This is a genomic window from Allokutzneria albata (genome assembly GCF_900103775.1).
Taxonomy (GTDB): domain Bacteria; phylum Actinomycetota; class Actinomycetes; order Mycobacteriales; family Pseudonocardiaceae; genus Allokutzneria; species Allokutzneria albata.
The window spans coordinates 7780911-7798712 of sequence record NZ_LT629701.1; the positions used below are offsets into that span (position 1 = coordinate 7780911).

Annotated in this window: 19 protein-coding genes and 1 other RNA gene; 17 read left to right on the plus strand and 3 right to left on the minus strand. The window is 71.1% G+C overall.

The annotated features are described in order from the left end of the window. The first annotated feature begins 13 nt into the window (after positions 1–13). The 5 genes from BLT28_RS35660 (at position 14) to BLT28_RS35680 (ending at position 3442) form a co-directional block, all read left to right on the plus strand. Positions 14–832, plus strand: coding sequence for a Nif3-like dinuclear metal center hexameric protein (locus BLT28_RS35660; RefSeq protein WP_030431157.1), 819 nt, complete (start codon positions 14–16; stop codon positions 830–832). 49 nt (positions 833–881) lie between these two features. After that, the gene (locus tag BLT28_RS35665) at positions 882–1616 is read left to right on the plus strand and encodes a zinc ribbon domain-containing protein (RefSeq protein WP_030431158.1); all 735 of its coding nucleotides are present in this window, start codon (positions 882–884) and stop codon (positions 1614–1616) included. Continuing rightward, positions 1613–2701: a bifunctional RNase H/acid phosphatase gene (locus tag BLT28_RS35670; RefSeq protein ID WP_030431159.1), complete on the plus strand. Its 1089-nt coding sequence runs from the start codon at positions 1613–1615 to the stop codon at positions 2699–2701. Before BLT28_RS35665 ends, BLT28_RS35670 begins: the two co-directional genes overlap by 4 nt. A 30-nt stretch (positions 2702–2731) precedes the next feature. Continuing rightward, positions 2732–3139: RNase P RNA component class A (rnpB, locus tag BLT28_RS35675), an RNA gene on the plus strand. Positions 3140–3181: 42 nt separating this feature from the next. Then, the gene (locus BLT28_RS35680) at positions 3182–3442 is read left to right on the plus strand and encodes a hypothetical protein (protein ID WP_030431160.1); all 261 of its coding nucleotides are present in this window, start codon (positions 3182–3184) and stop codon (positions 3440–3442) included. 6 nt (positions 3443–3448) lie between these two features. Here the strand turns inward: BLT28_RS35680 and BLT28_RS35685 are convergent, their stop codons facing one another. After that, positions 3449–3871 (minus strand): hypothetical protein, encoded by a 423-nt coding sequence (locus BLT28_RS35685; RefSeq protein ID WP_063766630.1) that lies wholly within the window; start codon positions 3869–3871, stop codon positions 3449–3451. Between the two features lie 446 nt (positions 3872–4317). Here BLT28_RS35685 and BLT28_RS35690 point away from each other — a divergent pair, with 446 nt between their 5' ends. From BLT28_RS35690 to BLT28_RS35745, 12 genes are read left to right on the plus strand one after another with little or no spacing between them, the layout of a single operon-like run. Then, positions 4318–4605, plus strand: coding sequence for a hypothetical protein (locus BLT28_RS35690; protein WP_043812671.1), 288 nt, complete (start codon positions 4318–4320; stop codon positions 4603–4605). 6 nt (positions 4606–4611) lie between these two features. Further along, positions 4612–5184: a hypothetical protein gene (locus tag BLT28_RS35695; RefSeq protein WP_030431163.1), complete on the plus strand. Its 573-nt coding sequence runs from the start codon at positions 4612–4614 to the stop codon at positions 5182–5184. A gap of 19 nt (positions 5185–5203) precedes the next feature. Next, positions 5204–8071 carry an ATP-binding protein gene (locus BLT28_RS35700; RefSeq protein WP_081900503.1) on the plus strand — a complete coding sequence of 956 codons (2868 nt, stop codon included), beginning with the start codon at positions 5204–5206 and terminating at the stop codon, positions 8069–8071. Then, positions 8068–10017 carry a hypothetical protein gene (locus tag BLT28_RS35705; protein ID WP_030431165.1) on the plus strand — a complete coding sequence of 650 codons (1950 nt, stop codon included), beginning with the start codon at positions 8068–8070 and terminating at the stop codon, positions 10015–10017. The genes BLT28_RS35700 and BLT28_RS35705 overlap by 4 nt, the downstream gene beginning before the upstream one ends. A gap of 38 nt (positions 10018–10055) precedes the next feature. Further along, complete coding sequence (locus tag BLT28_RS35710) at positions 10056–10643, plus strand: hypothetical protein (RefSeq protein WP_030431166.1); 588 nt, start codon at positions 10056–10058, stop codon at positions 10641–10643. Positions 10644–10645: 2 nt separating this feature from the next. Continuing rightward, positions 10646–11617, plus strand: a complete 972-nt coding sequence (locus tag BLT28_RS35715; protein WP_030431167.1) for a C40 family peptidase — start codon at positions 10646–10648, stop codon at positions 11615–11617. Between the two features lie 38 nt (positions 11618–11655). Then, positions 11656–12246 (plus strand): hypothetical protein, encoded by a 591-nt coding sequence (locus tag BLT28_RS35720; protein WP_322788485.1) that lies wholly within the window; start codon positions 11656–11658, stop codon positions 12244–12246. A 51-nt stretch (positions 12247–12297) separates the two neighbouring features. After that, entirely contained in the window at positions 12298–12492 is a 195-nt protein-coding gene (locus tag BLT28_RS35725) for a hypothetical protein (RefSeq protein WP_043812676.1), read from the plus strand. Positions 12493–12531: 39 nt separating this feature from the next. Further along, positions 12532–13944: an RNB domain-containing ribonuclease gene (locus BLT28_RS35730; RefSeq protein ID WP_231950533.1), complete on the plus strand. Its 1413-nt coding sequence runs from the start codon at positions 12532–12534 to the stop codon at positions 13942–13944. Positions 13945–13965: 21 nt separating this feature from the next. Then, positions 13966–14637: an NADPH-dependent F420 reductase gene (gene npdG / locus BLT28_RS35735; RefSeq protein ID WP_030431171.1), complete on the plus strand. Its 672-nt coding sequence runs from the start codon at positions 13966–13968 to the stop codon at positions 14635–14637. Continuing rightward, positions 14637–15416 carry a helical backbone metal receptor gene (locus BLT28_RS35740; RefSeq protein ID WP_030431172.1) on the plus strand — a complete coding sequence of 260 codons (780 nt, stop codon included), beginning with the start codon at positions 14637–14639 and terminating at the stop codon, positions 15414–15416. Before npdG ends, BLT28_RS35740 begins: the two co-directional genes overlap by 1 nt. A 20-nt stretch (positions 15417–15436) precedes the next feature. Beyond that, positions 15437–16405 (plus strand): glutathione S-transferase family protein, encoded by a 969-nt coding sequence (locus BLT28_RS35745; RefSeq protein ID WP_030431173.1) that lies wholly within the window; start codon positions 15437–15439, stop codon positions 16403–16405. 12 nt (positions 16406–16417) lie between these two features. Here the strand turns inward: BLT28_RS35745 and panB are convergent, their stop codons facing one another. Beyond that, positions 16418–17278 (minus strand): 3-methyl-2-oxobutanoate hydroxymethyltransferase, encoded by an 861-nt coding sequence (panB, locus tag BLT28_RS35750; RefSeq protein ID WP_030431174.1) that lies wholly within the window; start codon positions 17276–17278, stop codon positions 16418–16420. Between the two features lie 120 nt (positions 17279–17398). Continuing rightward, entirely contained in the window at positions 17399–17791 is a 393-nt protein-coding gene (locus BLT28_RS35755; RefSeq protein ID WP_030431175.1) for a hypothetical protein, read from the minus strand. Between the last annotated feature and the right edge of the window lie 11 nt (positions 17792–17802).

Below are 17802 nucleotides of genomic sequence, written 5' to 3' on the forward strand. Positions count from 1 at the left end.
TCGAGGCGGTTCTGTGAGCCCCACTCTCGCCGAGGTGATCACCGCGCTGGAGCGGGCCTACCCGCCCGCGCTCGCCGAACCCTGGGACGCCGTCGGGCTCGTCTGCGGCGACCGGACCGAGCCGGTGCGGTCCGTGCTCGTCTGCGTGGACCCCGTTGAGTCCACTGTGGACGAAGCGCTGGAGCTGGGCGCCGACCTCGTGCTGGCCCACCACCCCCTCCTGCTGCGCGGGGTGCACGGCGTACCGGCGGACGACCCCAAGGGCAAGCTGATCCACCGCCTGATCCGCGCGGGCTCGGCGCTGTTCTGCGCCCACACCAACGCCGACTCCGCTGACCCCGGGGTCTCCGACGCGCTGGCCGACGCGCTCGGCCTGGTCGGCACCGCCCCTCTCGAACCCAAGCCGGACGCGCCCACGACCGGCCTCGGCCGCGTCGGCGAACTCGCCGAGGCCGAGCCGTTCGCGCAGTTCGTCCGCCGCGTGGCCGAAGCGCTGCCCGCCACCGCGTGGGGCGTCCGAGCCGCTGGCGATCCCGAGCGCATGATCAAGCGTGTGGCGGTCTGCGGCGGCGCGGGGGACTCGATGCTCGGCGTGGCGACGCGGTCCGGGGCTGACGCCTACGTCACGGCGGACCTCCGCCACCACCCCGCCGGCGAACACCTGGAAAAGGGCTCGGATCTGCCCGCGCTCGTCGACGTCTCGCACTGGGCGAGCGAGTGGCCGTGGTGCGAGCAGGCGGCGCGCGTCATCCGCGACGCCTTCGGCGGTAACGTCGCAGTCCACGTCTCTGAGCGCCGCACTGATCCTTGGACGCTCGCAGCGTCCCGTTAGACACAGCCTCATCGGCATCCTGATCACAACTCCATTGGGGGAGCACCTCGTGAAAGCAGCACCCGCCGTCCAGCGCCGCCTCCTCGACCTCGCCGAGGTCGACACCGAGCTCGACCGCGTCGCCCACCGCAGGCGGAACCTGCCGGAGCTGGCCGAGATCGCCGAGGCGGAGCAGGTGCTGCGGGCCAAGCGGGACGCGGTGGTGGCCGCCGAGACCACGCTGGGCGACCTCGACCGGGACGTGAAGCGCCTGGAGACCGAGATCGACCAGGTCCGCGCCCGCGCCGACCGCGACCGCAAGCTGCTCGACGACGGTGTGCCCGCCAAGCAGGCGGAGAACCTCAACCACGAGCTGGAGACGCTCAAGCGGCGCCAGGGCGTGCTGGAGGACGAGTCGCTGGAGCTGATGGAGCGGCGCGAGGCCGTCGAGCAGGACGTGACCTTCGCCAAGAGCGAGCTGGCCACCGCGGAGGAGAAGCTCTCCGACGCGCAGGGCCGTCGCGACCAGGCGTTCGCCGATCTGGAGACCACCGAGGCGCGCTCCAGCGACCGCCGCAAGACCGTGCTCGCCGAGCTGCCGACCGAGCTGGTCACGCTCTACGAGCGCGTCCGCGCCAACAAGGGCACCGGTGCCGCGCTGCTGCGCGCCCGCCGCTGCGGGGCCTGCCGCCTCGAACTCGACCGGACCGCGATCAGCGACCTGCGCGCGGCCGCGCCCGACGAGGTCGTCCGGTGCCAGGAGTGCGGCGCGATCCTCGTCCGGACCTCGGAGTCCGGTCTGTGACCACGCGCGTGATCGTCGAGGCTGACGGTGGTTCCCGGGGCAACCCGGGGCCCGCCGGGTACGGCGCCGTCGTCCTCGACGCCGCGACGGGTGAGGTGCTGGCGGAGCGCTCCGCGGGCATTGGCGTCGCCACCAACAACGTCGCCGAGTACCAGGGCCTGATCGCCGGGCTCACCGCCGCGGTCGACCTCGGTGCGGAGACCGTCGAGGTGCGGATGGACTCCAAGCTGGTCATCGAGCAGATGGCCGGACGGTGGAAGGTCAAGCACCCCGCGATGCAACCGCTGGCCGCCGAGGCGAAGCGGCTGGCCGCCGACCTGGGCCGGATCCAGTGGACCTGGGTGCCGCGCGACCGCAACAAGCGCGCGGACCGGCTGGCCAACCTGGCCATGGACGCCCAGGAAGGCAAGCCTGCCCCGCAAGCGCAGGCCAAGCCCGCCGCGCCCCCGTCGTGGACCGGCGCGACCGGCGTCCCGACCAGGCTGGTCCTGCTGCGCCACGGTCAGACCCCGTTGTCGGTGGAGCGCCGCTACTCCGGCCGCGGCGACGCCGTGCTGACCGAGGAAGGGCAGCGGCAGGCCGCCGCGGCCGCGCAGCGGCTGGGCAAGCTGACCGACGTCGCCGCCGTGGTCAGCTCCCCGCTGTCCAGGGCGGCGGACACCGCTCGCGCCGTCGCGGACGCCCTCGACCTGGAGCCGGTCACGCTCGACGGGCTGACCGAGACCGACTTCGGCGACTGGGAGGGGCTGACCTTCGCCGAGGCCGCCGAGCGCGACCCGGAGCTGCACCGCGCCTGGCTGGCCGACACCGCGCTGGCCCCGCCCGGCGGGGGCGAGAGCTTCGACACCGTGCACCGCCGCGTGCGCCGCTGCCGGGACGACCTGATCGCCCGGTACGGCGGCTCGACGATCGTGGTGGTCAGCCACGTCACCCCGATCAAGGCGCTGTTGCGGATGGCGCTGGACGTGGGCCCGTCGCTGCTGTTCCGGCTGCACCTGGACCTGGCGTCGGTCTCGGTCGCGGAGTTCTACCCCGACGGGCACGCCTCGGTGCGGCTGGTCAACGACACCTCGCACCTGGGGTGATCATGGCGGGTGCGTAGGCTGGAGGGCGGATGAGCCGGCCGGGCGGCCGCGTCGGCGGGGAGACCCGCCGCCGAGGAAAGTCCGGACTCCGCAGGGCAGGGTGGTTGTTAACGGCAACCTGGGGCGACCCACGGGACAGTGCCACAGAGAACAGACCGCCCGGACGCGCGAGCGGACCGGGTAAGGGTGAAACGGTGGTGTAAGAGACCACCAGCATCCCGGGTGACCGGGATGGCTCGGTAAACCCCACCTGGAGCAAGGCCAAGAAGGTCCCGCCCTTCCGGGCGGGGCCTGCGCGAGTGCTTGAGGGCTGCCCGCCCGAGCTCGCGGGTAGGCCGCACGAGCCCGTCGGCGACGGCGGGCCCAGATGGATGGCCGCCGAAGGGAACGCCGCGAGGCGTCCCGGAACAGGATCCGGCTTACAGGCCGGCTCATCCCTCGTCCCGGTGAAACGGCGGCAGGAAAGTGAGGGGCGCAGGCGTGGACTGGGTGCTGACCCTGCTCGGCCAGGCGCTGATCAGCGTCGCTTTCGTGCTCCCGCTGGTCAAGGCCATGCCGAAGGCGCAGTTCCTGCCGATCACGCTCGGGGTCGCCGCGGGCCTGCTGCTGATCGACGAGTTCGTGGCCGCGTTCGGGCAGCCAGGGCAACTGGTGGCGGCCGCCCTGCTCGCCGGGCTCGGCTGGGTGCTCGCGGTGCTCGTCGGCCGACTCCGCGGCCAGGCTGACAATCACCGACAGTGAAACGCCTCACGGCCGTTCGGGCGAATTCCCGATTTTCGGCGAGAGGTCCTGGTCGTGCTCGCGTTGGTCCGGTCGGGGGACGTTGCGGGCGGGCCGTCCGGCGGGCATCCGGTAGACCGGGCGGAACGGCTTGCCGTCGTTGAACTCCTCCTCTAACTCGGCCACCCGCGCCTCGACCGCCGGGTTGACGATGTCGGCGAGGCTGCGCACGCCCGCCTGGGGTTCGTAGGCGGCCAGGTAGGTCGCGGCGGCCCTGGCGCGCTCCAGCACGGTCCGTTCGAAGTTGACGGTGCGCTGAACCCTGCGAGGGCCCGCCTGGACACTGCCGGTAACCTGGTCGTCACCACGTCCGGTGGCGCCGCGGTCGGCCTCGCGCTCAGCGATGTCCTGCTCGGCAACGCCGGCCGAGGGCTCGGTGGACTGGGTCATCGGCGGACTCCTTCGAGTTCGCTTGCTGGTCTCCGCGCCGGGAAACGCCAGATCGACGCCCCATGGGCTTCAACCCCGAGGACAGGCTTGCGGGTACGAGTTCCACAGACTTCCGCACACCCTGAAGTGTGCGCAAGCAAATCCTTACCCTGTCCGGTCCGCGCACGATCCGTCACCGTTGTGTTCGCAGCCGGGTGAAACGTTGCGGCAAGCGGGACAAAGCCGCGTCGGTTGTTCACCGCCGGGAGCCTCCACACGATGATGTGTGTGGTCGGATTGGACGTATTTCGGGCTCTTCAACCTCTTCGTGCTCGACGCACGGCACTCTAGCCAGTACACCTCGTCGTGGCGGCATGTTGTACTCGTAGGACTCGCCGGGACCGACCGCGAGCCGGTCAACCACGGCGAGCGGGCAGAGCTCCTCGTACTCAGGAGTAGGGACGATGATCACCACAACGACCATGGACCTCTTGGCCCAGGCGACTCAGCAACCGGGACCTGGGGGAAGCATCCAGACCTCCAACCTCCAGACCTGGATCCAGAGCAACCTCCTCCCGCTGCTGCTGCTCGTCGTCGCCATCCTGTTGCTCTGGCTCGGCGGTGGTCGAGGGGACAACGCGGGTGTGATGCGCCGCCTCGGCGGCGTGATCGTGGCGCTGGCCATCGTCGGTCTTGCGGTCAGCGGCGCCGGTGTGAACATCGGCAAGTGGATCGCCCAGCTCTTCACCGGGTGATCGGGAGTGCGCATACGCACCGACGACGAGGTCTACCGGATCGACGCCGTCTGGCTCGGGCCGCCGCGCGCCACCTTCCCGTGGCGGGCCCGGTACGTGGCCTGGGGCGTCGGCATCACGGTGTTCCTGCTGGTCACGCTGATCGAGCGGCGGATCGGCTTCGGTTTCAGCTTCTTCTCCACCGCGTGGGCGGTGGTGATCACCATCGTGCTCACCAGGATGATCTGTTCCCGGATCAACCAGGAGCGGCCGCTCGGCGCGGTCGCCGCGATGTGGGTGCGCGAGCTCACCGCGCCCCGGCAGACCGGGTCCGGCCGGGGCGGGGCGGCCAGTGCCGCGAGGATCCGGGTGCGCCCGGACCGGCCGCGCCCGAAGAGCAAACGGGCGGCGAAGAAGGCCGCCAAGAAGTCCAAGAAGGCCGCCGCCAGGAACGGCACCACCCGGCGCCAGCAGGCCGGGGCCCGTTCCTCGGCCCGAGCCGCCGGGCCGCAGCAGCAGCCAGCACAAACGTCGGGGGGCCGCAGGAGGCCGCGCCGAACCCGCAGCAAGGAGGTACCCGGTGTTTCGTCGCCGGCGTAACCATGACCGCAGCTCCGGCATGGACGGGTCGACCCGTCACCACCGCCAGGGCACGCGCGGCAAAGCCGACCAGCGGGTGCACAGCAAGAGAGGTCGCAGACTGCCCGGTGAGCAGTCGGTGCCGACCTACACGCCGTCCATCTCGGCGCGCAGCATCGACGGCCACCTGCTGCGCACCAGCCAGGACGTCTACGCCTGGTACCGGCTCTCGCCGCAGCGCTGGTCGTTCCGCTCGGACTCGCAGCGCCAGGACCTGATCCACGCGATCGCCGGGCAGTACGCCGAGCTGCAGGGCCGGTGGCTGCACCTGCGGGTGACCAACCGGCCGTACCCGATCCGCATGTGGGCCGAGGCGCACGTGCACAACGCGGTCGGCAGGCTGCCGGACACCCCGGGCGCGCTGTCCTTCGACGACTACATGGTCGGCGAGCAGCAGCAGCTGATGGGCCGCTCCATGGCGGAGAAGGAGGTCTACCTCGGCGTCCAGGTGCAGACCCGCAACGTGATGGACCGCGCCGTCGAGCGGGCCGCACCGGTGCTGCGCAAGATCTTCCCCGAGGCCGTGGACGCCGAGCTGGTCGCGCTGGACAGCGAGGTCGAGCACCTGGACCAGGTGATCGGCTCCGCGGGCCTGGAGGGCCGCCCGGTCACGGCCGAGGAGATGTCCTGGCTGATGCACCGCTCGTGCTCGCTGGGCCTGCCCGCGCCGCGCAACCTGCCCGCCGTGCCCGCGGCCGAGTGGGAGCCGGAGGACCTGGCGTCCTTCACCGACGCCGCCGACTTCCACCAGGAGCCCTACGCGCCCACGGTCACCGTGCGCGGCCGCACCGGCTCCAACGCCGGCACCACCAAGAACGTCGTGGTGCTCACCGTCGGGATGATGCACGGCCTGCAGATCCCCGAGATCGACGACCCGTGGGTGCAGCGCTCGGACCGGCTGCCCGCGTCCGTGGAGTGGTCTGCCCGCATCTACGTGCGCAAACCCGAGGACGTCACGGGTGAGCTGCAGCGGCAGATGAACAAGGTCCGCTCGCAGGTCCGGCACTACACCGACGAGCACGAGCTGGAGCCGCCGCAGTCGCTGGCCCGCCAGGCCGCGCGGGTGCTGGAGATCGACGACGAGATGACCTCCGGCTTCACCGCGCTGGCCACCCGGGTGCGCTCGTGGTGGCGGCTGGCGGTGTCCGGAAACACCGAGCGCGACGCGCTGCGGCTGGCCCAGCAGCTGGTCGAGCTGTACAAGCCGAAGATCGCCATCGAGCACCCCGAGGCCCAGTACGCGATGGCCAGGGAGTTCGTCCCCGGCGAGCCGCTGGCCTCGGCCGCCTACCTGCGCAGGGGCTCGGTGATCTGGGCCGCATCGGCCGTGCCGACGGCGACCGCGGAGGTCGGCGACCGGCGCGGCATCCTGCTCGGCGAGACCTGCACCGCGACCCGCCGCCCGGTGGCGTGGGACCCGTGGATGGCCCAGGAGATCCGCGACGCCTCCGGTCTGACCGCGATGGTGGCCGGCCTCGGTGGCGGTAAGTCCTTCCTCGGCGGCGGCATCGTCTACAAGACGCTGCGCGCCGGGGCCTACTGGACGGTGCTCGACCCCTCCGGCCCGCTGGCGAAGCTGTGCGACCTGCCGGAGCTGCGGCCGTACGCGCGGCCGATCAACCTGCTCAACGCCCAGCCCGGCATCCTCAACCCGTACCGCGTGGTCGCCGAGCCCCAGCTGGAGCACTTCCTCGACGAGGAGGACCCCGAGCGGGCGTGGCGCAGGGAGAAGGCGCTCGCCGCCGCCACCCGCCGCCGCCTCGTGCTGGACGTGCTGACCGGTCTGCTGCCCTACGAGGTCTCGCGGATGCCGCAGACCAGGATCGTGCTGTTGCGCGCGGTCCGCACCGTCGGCGGGCGGCCCAACGCCAACCCGAGCATGGTCTTCGACGCGCTGCGCCGCGACGCGTCCGAGCACCACGAGCACGCGACCGTGGTCGCGGACTTCCTCGACGAGATGCGGGAACGGATGTCGCTGCTCATCCCCGAGCACGACGCCGACCCGTACTCCGAGACCCGGGACGACCGGTTCACCGTGCTCACCATGGCCGGGCTGACCCTGCCCAAGGAGTCGGTCGGCCGCGAGCACTGGACCGACGCGGAGTCCCTCGGTGTGGAGATGCTCAACCTCGCCGCGTGGCTCACCCAGCGCTCCATCTACGAGCGGCCCAAGGACCAGCGCAAGGGCGTGTGGATCGACGAGGCGTTCTTCCTCTCCGAGGTTCCCACCGGCCGCGTGCTGATGAACCGCTTCGCCCGCGACTCCCGCAAGTGGAACGTCCGGGTGCTGCTGTCGTCCCAGATCCCCGCCGACTTCCTGAAGATCCAGGGCTTCGTCTCGCTGCTGGACTCCGTCTTCGTCGGCCGCCTCGACGACGAGAACGCCCAGGCCGACGCGCTGCGGCTGCTCAAGGTGCCCGTCGGCGCCGGCTACGAGCAGGTCGTCGCCAGCCTCGGGCGCAGGCCCGGCGGAGTGCGCACCTCGGCCACCGAACGCGACCAGTCCCCGCGCCAGTTCATCTTCGGCGACGGCGCGGGCGGGGTCGAGCGCATCCGGATCGACTTCGGCGGTCCCCACCTCGCGCACCTGCGCGGGGCGATGGACACCACGCCCGACGCGATCCGCGGCGACGCGGTGAAGTCCGCGGCGGCCGTGCGGGCCCAGGACGCGGCCCAGGCACGGATCGACGCGGCCGTTCCGGATCTGGCCGGGGAGGACTATTTGGACGCCGAACTGGAGGCCGCCCTCGACGAGGTCGGCCTGGACTCCGACGACTTCGACCCACGACCGGACGGGACCGACGACAGGGGCGGCAGGAGCCGTGTTGGGCGGGACAGCGCCGCATGACCACCCTGGTGGTGCTGGCGTTCGCCGTCGCGCTCCTCGTGGCGCGCCGGCGTGCCCGACGCCGGCGGCTCGACTCCGCCGCCCCCCGCCCCGCCGCCCGTCGGCGGGCGCTGCTCCTCGTCTTCGCCATCGTCGGCATGCAGGCCGTCATCGGCGCCCCCGCCATGGCCCAGACCTCCAGTTGCGCCGAAGCGCCCAATCCGGAACGCGACGGCGCGGGCATGGTCAGCGCGCTCGACCCCACGTTCAGGTCGCAGGGCGCGGAGGGAAGCGTCTACCGCGAGTACGGCTATGCCGGACAGGTGTGGCACACCTACGACCTCGGCTGCGGTCCGGAAGGGCTGCGCCATCCCACAGCGGTGATCGACACGTGGGCGGGCAACCAGTTCTTCAACATCGGCAAGAACATCGTGGCCGCCACCAACGGTCTTCACTACGCGCTCCTTGGCGGCAAGCTTATGGAGCCGTTGGACGAGATGGTGAAGGCCGGGACGGTCGCGCTCTACGACTCGGTCTACACGCCTCTTTTCGGGTTGCTTGCGCTCGTGCTCGCCATTTTGATGTTCCGCTACATCTGGCACGGTGACCTGGCGAGCATCGGCAGGCGAAGCGTATGGGCTCTCGCGGCCGTGTGGCTCGCCGCGGCGACGTACATGACACCCATGATCTACACGCAGGTGTTGGACGACGTCATCATCAAGGGGACCTCCCAAGTGCAGGCGGGATTCCTGAGCGAGGTAGGGATCGAGCAACGCAATGCGCTGCCCACCGTCCTGCACGACCGGGTCGTCTACACCAACTGGCTACGTGGCGAATTCGGCTCCGAGACGTCACCCCAGGCTCAGGAGTTCGGGCGCCCGCTGCTGAATGCCCAGGCCTGGACGAAGCAAGAGGTCGCGGAGGGGAAGGACGCGGGACCGCCGGACCCCAAGAAGGCCGCCTACAAAGAAATCGCGGCCAAGCTCGGTAGTTCTTACGGGTATTTCCAGGGAGTCGACGGCAGTCGTATGGGAGCAGGTTTCCTCGCTCTGTTGCAGTCGATTTGCTACTCACTTTTCCAGCTGATGGCCAAAGCGGTGATCCTGCTGGGGCAGGTCCTGCTGCGCGTGGTCATTCTTGCTGGACCGCTCATCGGCCTTGTCGCGATGCTCTACCACAACTTGCTGCGGAAAATCGGCCGCGTTGTGGGTGCTTCTCTGCTCAACGTGATCGTCATCGCCGCGCTCGCGGGGCTGCACACCATGTTGCTGACGTGGATCTTCAACCCCACGCGCGGGCTGACGCTGTTGACGCAGATGGTGTTGGCCGGGCTCGTCACGCTCCTCTTCTTCATGGTCGGCAAGCCCATGCGGCGGATGTGGCAGATGGTGGAGCTCTCCGTCGGTGCGGTCGGCAGCACGTTGCCGGCGTCGCCGCCCGGCTTCCTCTCGCGGTTCCGGGGCAGGCGCACCGGGCAGCGGACCCCGCAGGACGACTTCTGGGACGAGGTCCGCGGCATGGACCCGGACCAGAACGTCGAGGGGCGTCGCAAGGGGCACCGGGACCGGCCGGAGGCGGCCTACGCGGGTGGGCGCGGGGCGCGGGGCGCGCTGGCGGCCACGGTGCAGGGAACGGTTGTCGGGTCCGACGGGCGGGTGTTGCCCGCGGCGGCGCAGCGCCTGCACGAGGCGGGAGGCGGTGCGCTCGCGGCGAACCGGGCGGCAGCGGCTCTGCCCGCGGCGCGGAGCCGGATCGTGGACACGGCCTCGGTGTTCGACCGGAGCTGGGACCGGACCGGGGAGGACGCCGTCGTGGTGCCCTCGCGGCTGGACGCCTCGCCCACCGCGTCGACCGGATCGATGTCGAGTCCGCGCCGTTCCGACATGGAAACGGTGGCGGGACGTCCGGTATGGGTGGTTTACCGGCCCTCGCGCGGACTGGAGCTGCGCGACGGTGAGTCCCGATGAGATCAACGAGCCCGAGAGCTGAGAGGAGGTAGTCGCCGATGCCGATCCGGACCAACCGGGGCCGCACCGCGGTCTACCGCCGGCTGTGGGGCTGGCCCCTGCGTTCGCCGACGCACTTCGTCATTTCCCTCGTCATCGTCGCCGCCGCCGCGACCGGGATCGGGCTGCTGTTACCGGACCCGCCCCCGCAGCAGGAGCAGCAGGCGCAGACGAGCACCACGCGCCCGCCGGGCAGCGGCGGGACGTCGGGCCCGGCGGTGACCACGCCGCCGCGGATCACGACGAACCCGCTGGCCGCCCCGGTGCCCGCCGCGCCCGCCGCGGAGGCGCTGACCGTGGCGGAGGCGTGGGCCAAGGCGTTCGTGAACCACCCTGACGGCATCTCGGAGCAGCAGTGGCTCTCCGGGCTGCGCCCGCACAGCACGGAGGAGCAGATGGCGGTGCTCGGCACGGTCGATCCCGCCAACGTGCCCGCGACCGCCGTGACCGGTAAGCCGACGGCGGGCAACTCGACGACCAGCTCGGTGGAGGTGACGGTGCCGACGGACAAGGGCTCGATCAAGCTCTACGTCATCCGCGTGCCCGAGCAGGGCTGGCGGGTGTCCTACTACACGCCGGTGGAGTAGCCATGAGGCGTGTCGTCCCCGTGTTTCTGGCGATCACGGCCCTCGGCACGATCATGGTGATCGCCGTGGTCTCCGCGCTGCTCGGCGGTGCGGGCAAGCAGCAGAGCGGGCTGTCCTACTGCGCGCCGACGGAGTTCGGCGGCAACTGGTCGGCCTCCGGCGCCGCGCAGGGCGAGGCGGACGCCGCCAAGCTCGGCGACGAGTCCCGGCAGATCGTCGCGATGATCATCTCCATGGGCAAGCAGCGGAACCTGCCGCCCAAGGCGTGGCAGATCGCGATCCAGGCAGGCCGCACCGAGTCCGGGTTGCGCAATCTCAGCTACGGCGACCGGGACTCCGTCGGCATCTTCCAGATCCGCGGGATGCACGGGTCGCTGTCGGACCGGATGAGCATCCCGTGGCAGATCACGTGGTTCTACGACACGCTCGAACGCATCCCGAACTGGGAGGACATGCGGCCCGGCGACGCGGCGCAGCGGGTGGAGCGCTCGGCGTTCCCGCTGCGCTACCACCGCTGGGAGTCGATGGCGGTCTTCCTGATCAGCCAGCTCGGCGGGGACGTCCAGCCTGCCAGCTGCGAGACCCTGCCCGCGCCGTCCCAGGTGGCGCAGGCGGCGATCGCCTTCGCGCTCGGCGAGATCGGCAAGCCGTACGTGTGGGGCGCCACGGGCCCCAGCTCCTACGACTGCTCCGGGCTGATGCTGCGCGCCTACCGCGCGGCCGGGGTGAACCTGCCCCGCGTGTCCCGCGACCAGTGGAAGGCGGGCGCCTACATCCCCCGGTCCCAAGCCCAGCCGGGTGATCTGTTGTTCTGGGCCTACGACACGCGCAACCCCGCGACGATCCATCACGTGGCCATGTACCTGGGCAACGGTGAGATGGTGGAGGCGCCGTACAGCGGCAAGGATGTCCGCAGGGTCACCGTCGACCGGTATCCGGGACTGCTGGACTACGTGGTCCGGCCGACGGCCTGACGCGAGCCGGGGAGCTGGGCGACCAGGGAGGGGCAGGGATGTACAACAACGAGCCGATTCCGCGGCCCGCGGGACCGCCGGCGTCCTCGACGCCGCTGCGCGACTACCTCAACGGCGCCAGGCACGGGGTGGACCCCGGCTACGCCGTGCTGCCGCGCTCGCTCGCCGAGTCCATGCCGTTGCCCTGGCAGCAGCAGATGGCGCACCTGATGGCTGAGTTCCACCAGGCGTTCGGTCACCTGCGCTGGCCGGTCTACAAGGTGGTGCCCTCGCGCTACGAGCGGCTGGTCGACCTGGACGAGGACCAGCTCGCCGAGGTCGGTGTCTTCGCGGAGATCGACGTCACAGGCGACCTCGTGTACCGCGAGCGCACCGGCGAGCGGATCGACGACCCGGAGAACAAGCGGGTCCTGGTCTCCTGCCTCGACCCGATCCCCCGGCAACAGGCTGGGCACGTGCCCCCGGCGCCGAACCCGCTGCCCCCGATGCCGCAGAACAGCGGCATGCACACGGGGCCGCACCCGGTGCAGCAGCCGCCCAGGCACGTCCAGCCGCCCAACGGCCAGCAGCCCCCGCCGGGGACTCCGCCGCACGGCCAGCCGATGCCCCCGTGGAGCGCCGGGCGCTGATCACCTTGCCGGACGCGTGACATGTCCGATCACGCATGTCAGGCTCGGTCCATGGTGGACGCGGAGCACGCTTGGTACTTCTGCCTGAAGCACCACACGGCTGAGCAGGGCAAGACCTGTCGCGGTGCCAACCGGATGGGCCCGTACCCGGACAAGGCGACGGCTGAGCGGGCGCTGGAGATCGCCCGGCAGCGCACGGAGCGGGCCGATGAGCAGGACCGGACGTGGGCCGATGACGAGGACTAGGACAAGCCGGTCCGCGCGGGGCGCGGTTAGGCTCGGCCTGTGCTGAGTGCGGCGAGCGGCGACCACCAGGAGTCGGCCTTCGCCGTCATCCGCGCCGAGTTCCCGCTGCCCGGCGCCTTCCCCGCGGCCGCGCTGGCCGAGGCCGAGCGGGCCGCGGCGGTGCCGGACGGGGTCGACCGCGTCGACGCCACGGACCTGCCGCTGGTCACGGTCGACCCGGTGGGCAGCCGCGACCTGGACCAGGCCGTGCTGATCGAGCGCCTCGGCTCCGGGTTCCGGGTGCACTACGCCATCGCCGACCTGGGCGTGACCATCCGTCCCGGCGGCGCGCTCGACGCGGAGGTCCGCAGGCGCGGGCAGACCTTCTACCTGCCGGACGGCGCCATCCCGCTGCACCCGCCGGTGCTCTCCGAGGGCGCGTCCAGCCTGCTGCCCGGCGAGGTGCGGGCGGCGGTGCTGTGGACCATCGACCTGGACTCCGACGCGGAACCGGCCCGAGCCGAGCTGCGCAGGGCTCTGGTGCGCTCGGTGGCCCGGCTCGACTACGCGAGCGTGCAGGCCGCGATCGAGGCGGGAACACCGCACCCGTCCATCGCCGCACTGCCGGAGCTGGGCAAACTCCGTCGCAAGGCCGCCGCGGCGCGGGGCGCGATCGAACTCGAGCTCCCGGAGCAGCAGGTCGCGCCGGACGGCAACGGCGGGTGGCACGTGGTGGTCCGGCCCAGGCTGGACGTCGAGACCTGGAACGCGGAGATCTCGCTGCTCACCGGCATGTGCGCGGCGCAGATCATGACTGACGCGAACATCGGCGTGCTGCGGACGCTGCCGGACGCGCCGGAGCAGGCCGTGGTGGAGCTGCGCCGCTCCGCCGCCGCGCTGGGCATCGACTGGGCCGAGGACGCCGACGCCGCGAGCCTGCTGATCGGCCTCGATCCGGCCAGCCCGGCCACGATGGCGCTGCTCGACGACGCCACCCGGCTGCTGCGCGGAGCGGGCTACACCGCCTTCGACGGAGCACCCCCGCACGTGCGCGGGCACGCGGGCATCGGAGCGCCGTACGCGCACGTCACCGCCCCGCTGCGGCGCCTGGTCGACCGCTTCGCCACGGAGGTCTGCCTCGCGGTGACCGCGGGCCGCGAGGTCCCGGACTGGGTGCGCGAGGCGCTGCCGGAGCTGCCCGCGGCGATGGAGAGCTCCGACCGGCTGGCCGCCCAGGTGGAGCGGGCCTGCATCGACCAGGCCGAGACGTGGACCCTCGCCGGTCAGGTCGGAAGACTTTTCCCGGCCGTGGTGTTGCGCACCAATGGGGAGAGCGGGGGAACCGTCTTCCTGCTCGATCCGCCCGTGCTCGGCAAGTGCCGGGGTGACGGGCTGGTCGAGGGCCAGCGGATCATGGCGAGGCTGCTGGAGGTCGACCCGGTCGCGCGCCGGGTGTCCTTCGAAGTCGCCTAGCTCTTTCGGAAGGACAACGAAGTGACTGAAGCCGATGTGCGTTCGCTGACCGTCGGGGTGTTCGGCGGCACCGGAGCGCAGGGCAAGGGCCTCGCGTACCGCTGGGCGAAGGCGGGGGTGAAGGTCGTCATCGGCTCCCGTGACGCCGCCCGTGCCGAAGCCGCCGCGGAGGAACTCGCCCAGGCGACCGGTGGCGATGTCACCGGCGCGGACAACGCCTCCTGCGCGGAGACCGCGGACATCCTGCTGGTCGCGGTGCCGTGGGACGCGCACGCGAAGACCCTGGAGCCGCTCCGTGAGGCGCTGGCCGGGAAGATCGTCATCGACTGCGTCAACCCGTTGGGCTTCGACAAGCAGGGACCGTACGCCCTGGCGGTCGAGGAGGGCAGCGCGGCGCAGCAGGCCGCGGCATTGCTGCCGGAGTCCCGGGTGACGGCCGCCTTCCACCACGTCTCGGCGGTGCTGCTGGCCGATCCGGAGGTGGCGGAGGTCGACACCGATGTGCTGGTGCTCGGTGACGACCGCGAGGCCACCGACACCGTTCGCGCCCTGGCGGACCTGGTCCCGGGCATGCGCGGGGTCTTCGGTGGCCGTCTGCGCAACGCCGGTCAGGTCGAGGCGCTCACCGCGAACCTGATCGCGATCAACAAGCGCTACAAGGCGCACGCGGGCATCCGGATCACCGACGTCTGATGCCCCTGAAAGACGACCTCGGCGCGCCCGTCGAGCTGCGTGAGCGGCCTCGGCGGGTCGTGTCGTTGGTGCCCTCGTTGACCGAGGTGCTGGCCACGGACGCCCGTGACGCGCTTGTCGGCGTCACGGACTACTGCACGCATCCGGCTGACCTCGACCTGCCCAGGATCGGCGGGTCGAAGTACCCCAAGGTCAGCGAGGTCCTGGCGGTGCGACCGGACCTCGTCGTGGCGAACTCCGAGGAGAACCGCCCGGAGGAGGTCGCGGCGCTGCGCGAGGCCGGAGTGCCGGTGTGGGTGACCGAGGCCCCTGCGACCGTGCCCGCAGCGCTCGCCTCGATCCGCAGGTTGCTGGGCGAGGCGTTCGACCTCGCCGAGCCGGAGTGGCTGCGCGAGGCGGAGCGCCTGTGGAACCGCGACCTCCCGCCCGTCACCGCGACCGCGATCGTGCCGGTGTGGCGGAAGCCGTGGATCGTCGTCGGCCGGGACACGTTCGCGGGTGACGTGCTCCGCAGGCTCGGCGTCGCGAACGCCTACGCCGACCACGAGGAACGCTATCCGCGCCCCGAGCTCGACGAACTCCAGGCGGTGGGCGCGGACCTGGTCGTGCTGCCCGACGAGCCGTACGAGTTCACCGCTGATGACGGCCCGGAATCCTTCCCCAGGATCAGGTCCGTGCTGGTGAACGGCCGCTTCCTGACCTGGTACGGCCCTTCCTTGGTTCACGCGCACGCCGAACTCGCCGCCGCGCTGGAGCCGCGTCCCACCGATCAAGCCTGAACGGACCTATCGTCGGATTCATGGCGACAGCGCAGTTCGGCTCCGAAACGTCCCAACGCGGTGAGTGGGTCCGTCAGGCGAACCGCTTCACTGACCGCATCGGCTCCGCGGAGTGGCCTGTCGAAGCGGGCCGCTACCGCCTGGTGGTCTCGCTGGCCTGCCCGTGGGCGCACCGCGCGGTGATCGTCCGTCGGTTGCTCGGTCTTGAAGACGCCATCTCCCTCGGTGTCGTCGACCCGATCCGGGACGACAAGGGCTGGCGGTTCACCCTCGACGAAGGCGACCGCGATCCCGTGCTGGGCATCGGTTTCCTGTCCGAGGCGTACCTGGCGACCGATCCGGGGTTCGCCGGCCGGTTCACCGTGCCGAGCATCGTCGACGTGCCCAGCGGCAAGGTCGTCACCAACGACTACCCGCAGATCACTATCGACTTCTCCTTGCGGTGGAAGGCTTTTCACCGCGAAGGCGCGCCGAACCTGTACCCGGAGACGCTGCGCGAGGAGATCGACGCGATCAACGCGGAGGTCTACCGCGATGTGAACAACGGCGTCTACCGGTGCGGTTTCGCGACCTCGCAGCAGGCCTACGACAAGGCCTACGACGCGTTGTTCGCGCGGCTGGACGCGCTCAGCGCCCGCCTGTCCGACCAGCGCTACCTCGTCGGTGACACGATCACCGAAGCCGACATCCGGCTGTTCACCACGCTCGTCCGCTTCGACGCGGTCTACCACGGGCACTTCAAGACCAACCGGCACAAGCTCACCGAGATGCCGGTGCTGTGGGCCTACGCCCGGGACCTGTTCACCACGCCGGGTTTCGGCGAGACGGTCGACTTCGACCACATCAAGCGGCACTACTACGCCACGCACCACCAGCTGAACCCGAGCCTCATCGTGCCCAAGGGCCCGGACCTCGGCGCCTGGTACGAGCCGCACGGCAGGGAAGCCCTCGGCGGCAGCCCCTTCGGACCGGGGACACCGCCGAGGTAGCTCCCCGCCTCGCTAGTGGAAGACGTGTTCGGGGCCGGGGAACGCGCCGCCGCGCACCTCGGCCGCGAACTGTCCGGCCGCCTGGGACAGCACTCCGGCGACGTCGGCGTACCGCTTCACGAAGCGCGGTGCCTTGCCCTGGTTCATCCCGGCCATGTCCTGCCACACCAGCACCTGCGCGTCGCAGTCCGGACCCGCGCCGATGCCCACGGTCGGGATGACCAGTTCTGCGGTGATCCGCTTGGCGACCTCCGCGGGCACCATCTCCAGCACCACGGCGAACGCCCCGGCCTCCTGCAGTGCGAGCGCGTCGGCCACGAGGTCGTCACCCGCGTCGCCCCGGCCCTGCACCCGGTAGCCGCCGAGGTTGTGCTCGCTCTGCGGGGTGAAGCCGATGTGCCCCATGACCGGAACGCCGGCCGCGGTGATCGCTTCGACGTGCGGGGCGAACCGCCTGCCACCTTCGAGCTTCACCGCGTGCGCCTGGCCGTCCTTCATGAAGCGCACGGCCGTGGTGAGCGCCTGCTCAGGTGAGACCTGGTACGAGCCGAACGGCAGGTCGGCGACCACGAGCGCCTTGCGCACCGATCGCGTCACCCCGCGGACGAGCGGCATCAGCTCCTCGACGCTGACGGGCAGCGAGCTGGAGTAGCCGAACACGGTGTTCGCCGCGGAGTCCCCGACGAGCAGCACCGGGATCCCGGCGTCGTCGAAGATCTTGGCGCTGAACATGTCGTAGGCGGTGAGCATCGGCCACGGCTCACCGCGCTCTTTGAGCTCACGAAGGTGGTGGATGCGAACCCGTCGCGCGGGCTTCGGGGCGCTACCGGCGCCGTAGGGGGCGCTCTCCTCAACCGGGACATGGCTGGTCATCGTCGACCGTCCTCCCTCAAGGCCGCCTATAAGGCTGGTCCCTGGGTCTGCGGATGATGTCCAGGCCAGGGTGACACGCGCCCCTGCTTTCCGCGAAGCCCTGCGACGGGCTTCACACGCCTACTTCAGGACGAGCGTCTTGTCGCCGCCCCAACTGGTCTTGAAGTTCCACACACCGAGCCGCACGTTGAGCTTGCGGTCATCACCGAGCCTGCCGGTCACATCGACGTCCAGGACGTCGTTGCCCGGCTTGCAGCTCACCTCGGCGGTGTGGGCGAATGGGGAGCCGTGCTCGAACCGAGCCAGGGCGTTCACGCTGCTCGACTCGCACTTGAGCCGGAGCTGCCCCCGCACGCGGTATTTGAGCCCCGTGGCGTCCGTGAAGGCATCGGCTCGACCGGAGAAGTGGGCGGTCGCCGTGGAGACCTTGTGCTCGGTCTCGACTGCCGTGGCACCACCGGCGAGCGAGGCGAATGCGAAGGAAGCCGCCGTGGCGAGAACAGAAAACGACATGACGGCGAATA

Bases quoted from the DNA above. Each gene is read 5' to 3' on its own strand.
- BLT28_RS35685 (WP_063766630.1), bottom strand. From the start codon at position 3,871: ATGACCCAGTCCACCGAGCCCTCGGCCGGCGTTGCCGAGCAGGACATC.
- BLT28_RS35700 (WP_081900503.1), top strand. From the start codon at position 5,204: ATGGACGGGTCGACCCGTCACCACCGCCAGGGCACGCGCGGCAAAGCC.
- BLT28_RS35705 (WP_030431165.1), top strand. From the start codon at position 8,068: ATGACCACCCTGGTGGTGCTGGCGTTCGCCGTCGCGCTCCTCGTGGCG.
- BLT28_RS35710 (WP_030431166.1), top strand. From the start codon at position 10,056: ATGCCGATCCGGACCAACCGGGGCCGCACCGCGGTCTACCGCCGGCTG.
- BLT28_RS35715 (WP_030431167.1), top strand. From the start codon at position 10,646: ATGAGGCGTGTCGTCCCCGTGTTTCTGGCGATCACGGCCCTCGGCACG.
- BLT28_RS35720 (WP_322788485.1), top strand. From the start codon at position 11,656: ATGTACAACAACGAGCCGATTCCGCGGCCCGCGGGACCGCCGGCGTCC.
- BLT28_RS35725 (WP_043812676.1), top strand. From the start codon at position 12,298: ATGGTGGACGCGGAGCACGCTTGGTACTTCTGCCTGAAGCACCACACG.
- BLT28_RS35740 (WP_030431172.1), top strand. From the start codon at position 14,637: ATGCCCCTGAAAGACGACCTCGGCGCGCCCGTCGAGCTGCGTGAGCGG.
- BLT28_RS35745 (WP_030431173.1), top strand. From the start codon at position 15,437: ATGGCGACAGCGCAGTTCGGCTCCGAAACGTCCCAACGCGGTGAGTGG.
- panB (WP_030431174.1), bottom strand. From the start codon at position 17,278: ATGACCAGCCATGTCCCGGTTGAGGAGAGCGCCCCCTACGGCGCCGGT.
- BLT28_RS35755 (WP_030431175.1), bottom strand. From the start codon at position 17,791: ATGTCGTTTTCTGTTCTCGCCACGGCGGCTTCCTTCGCATTCGCCTCG.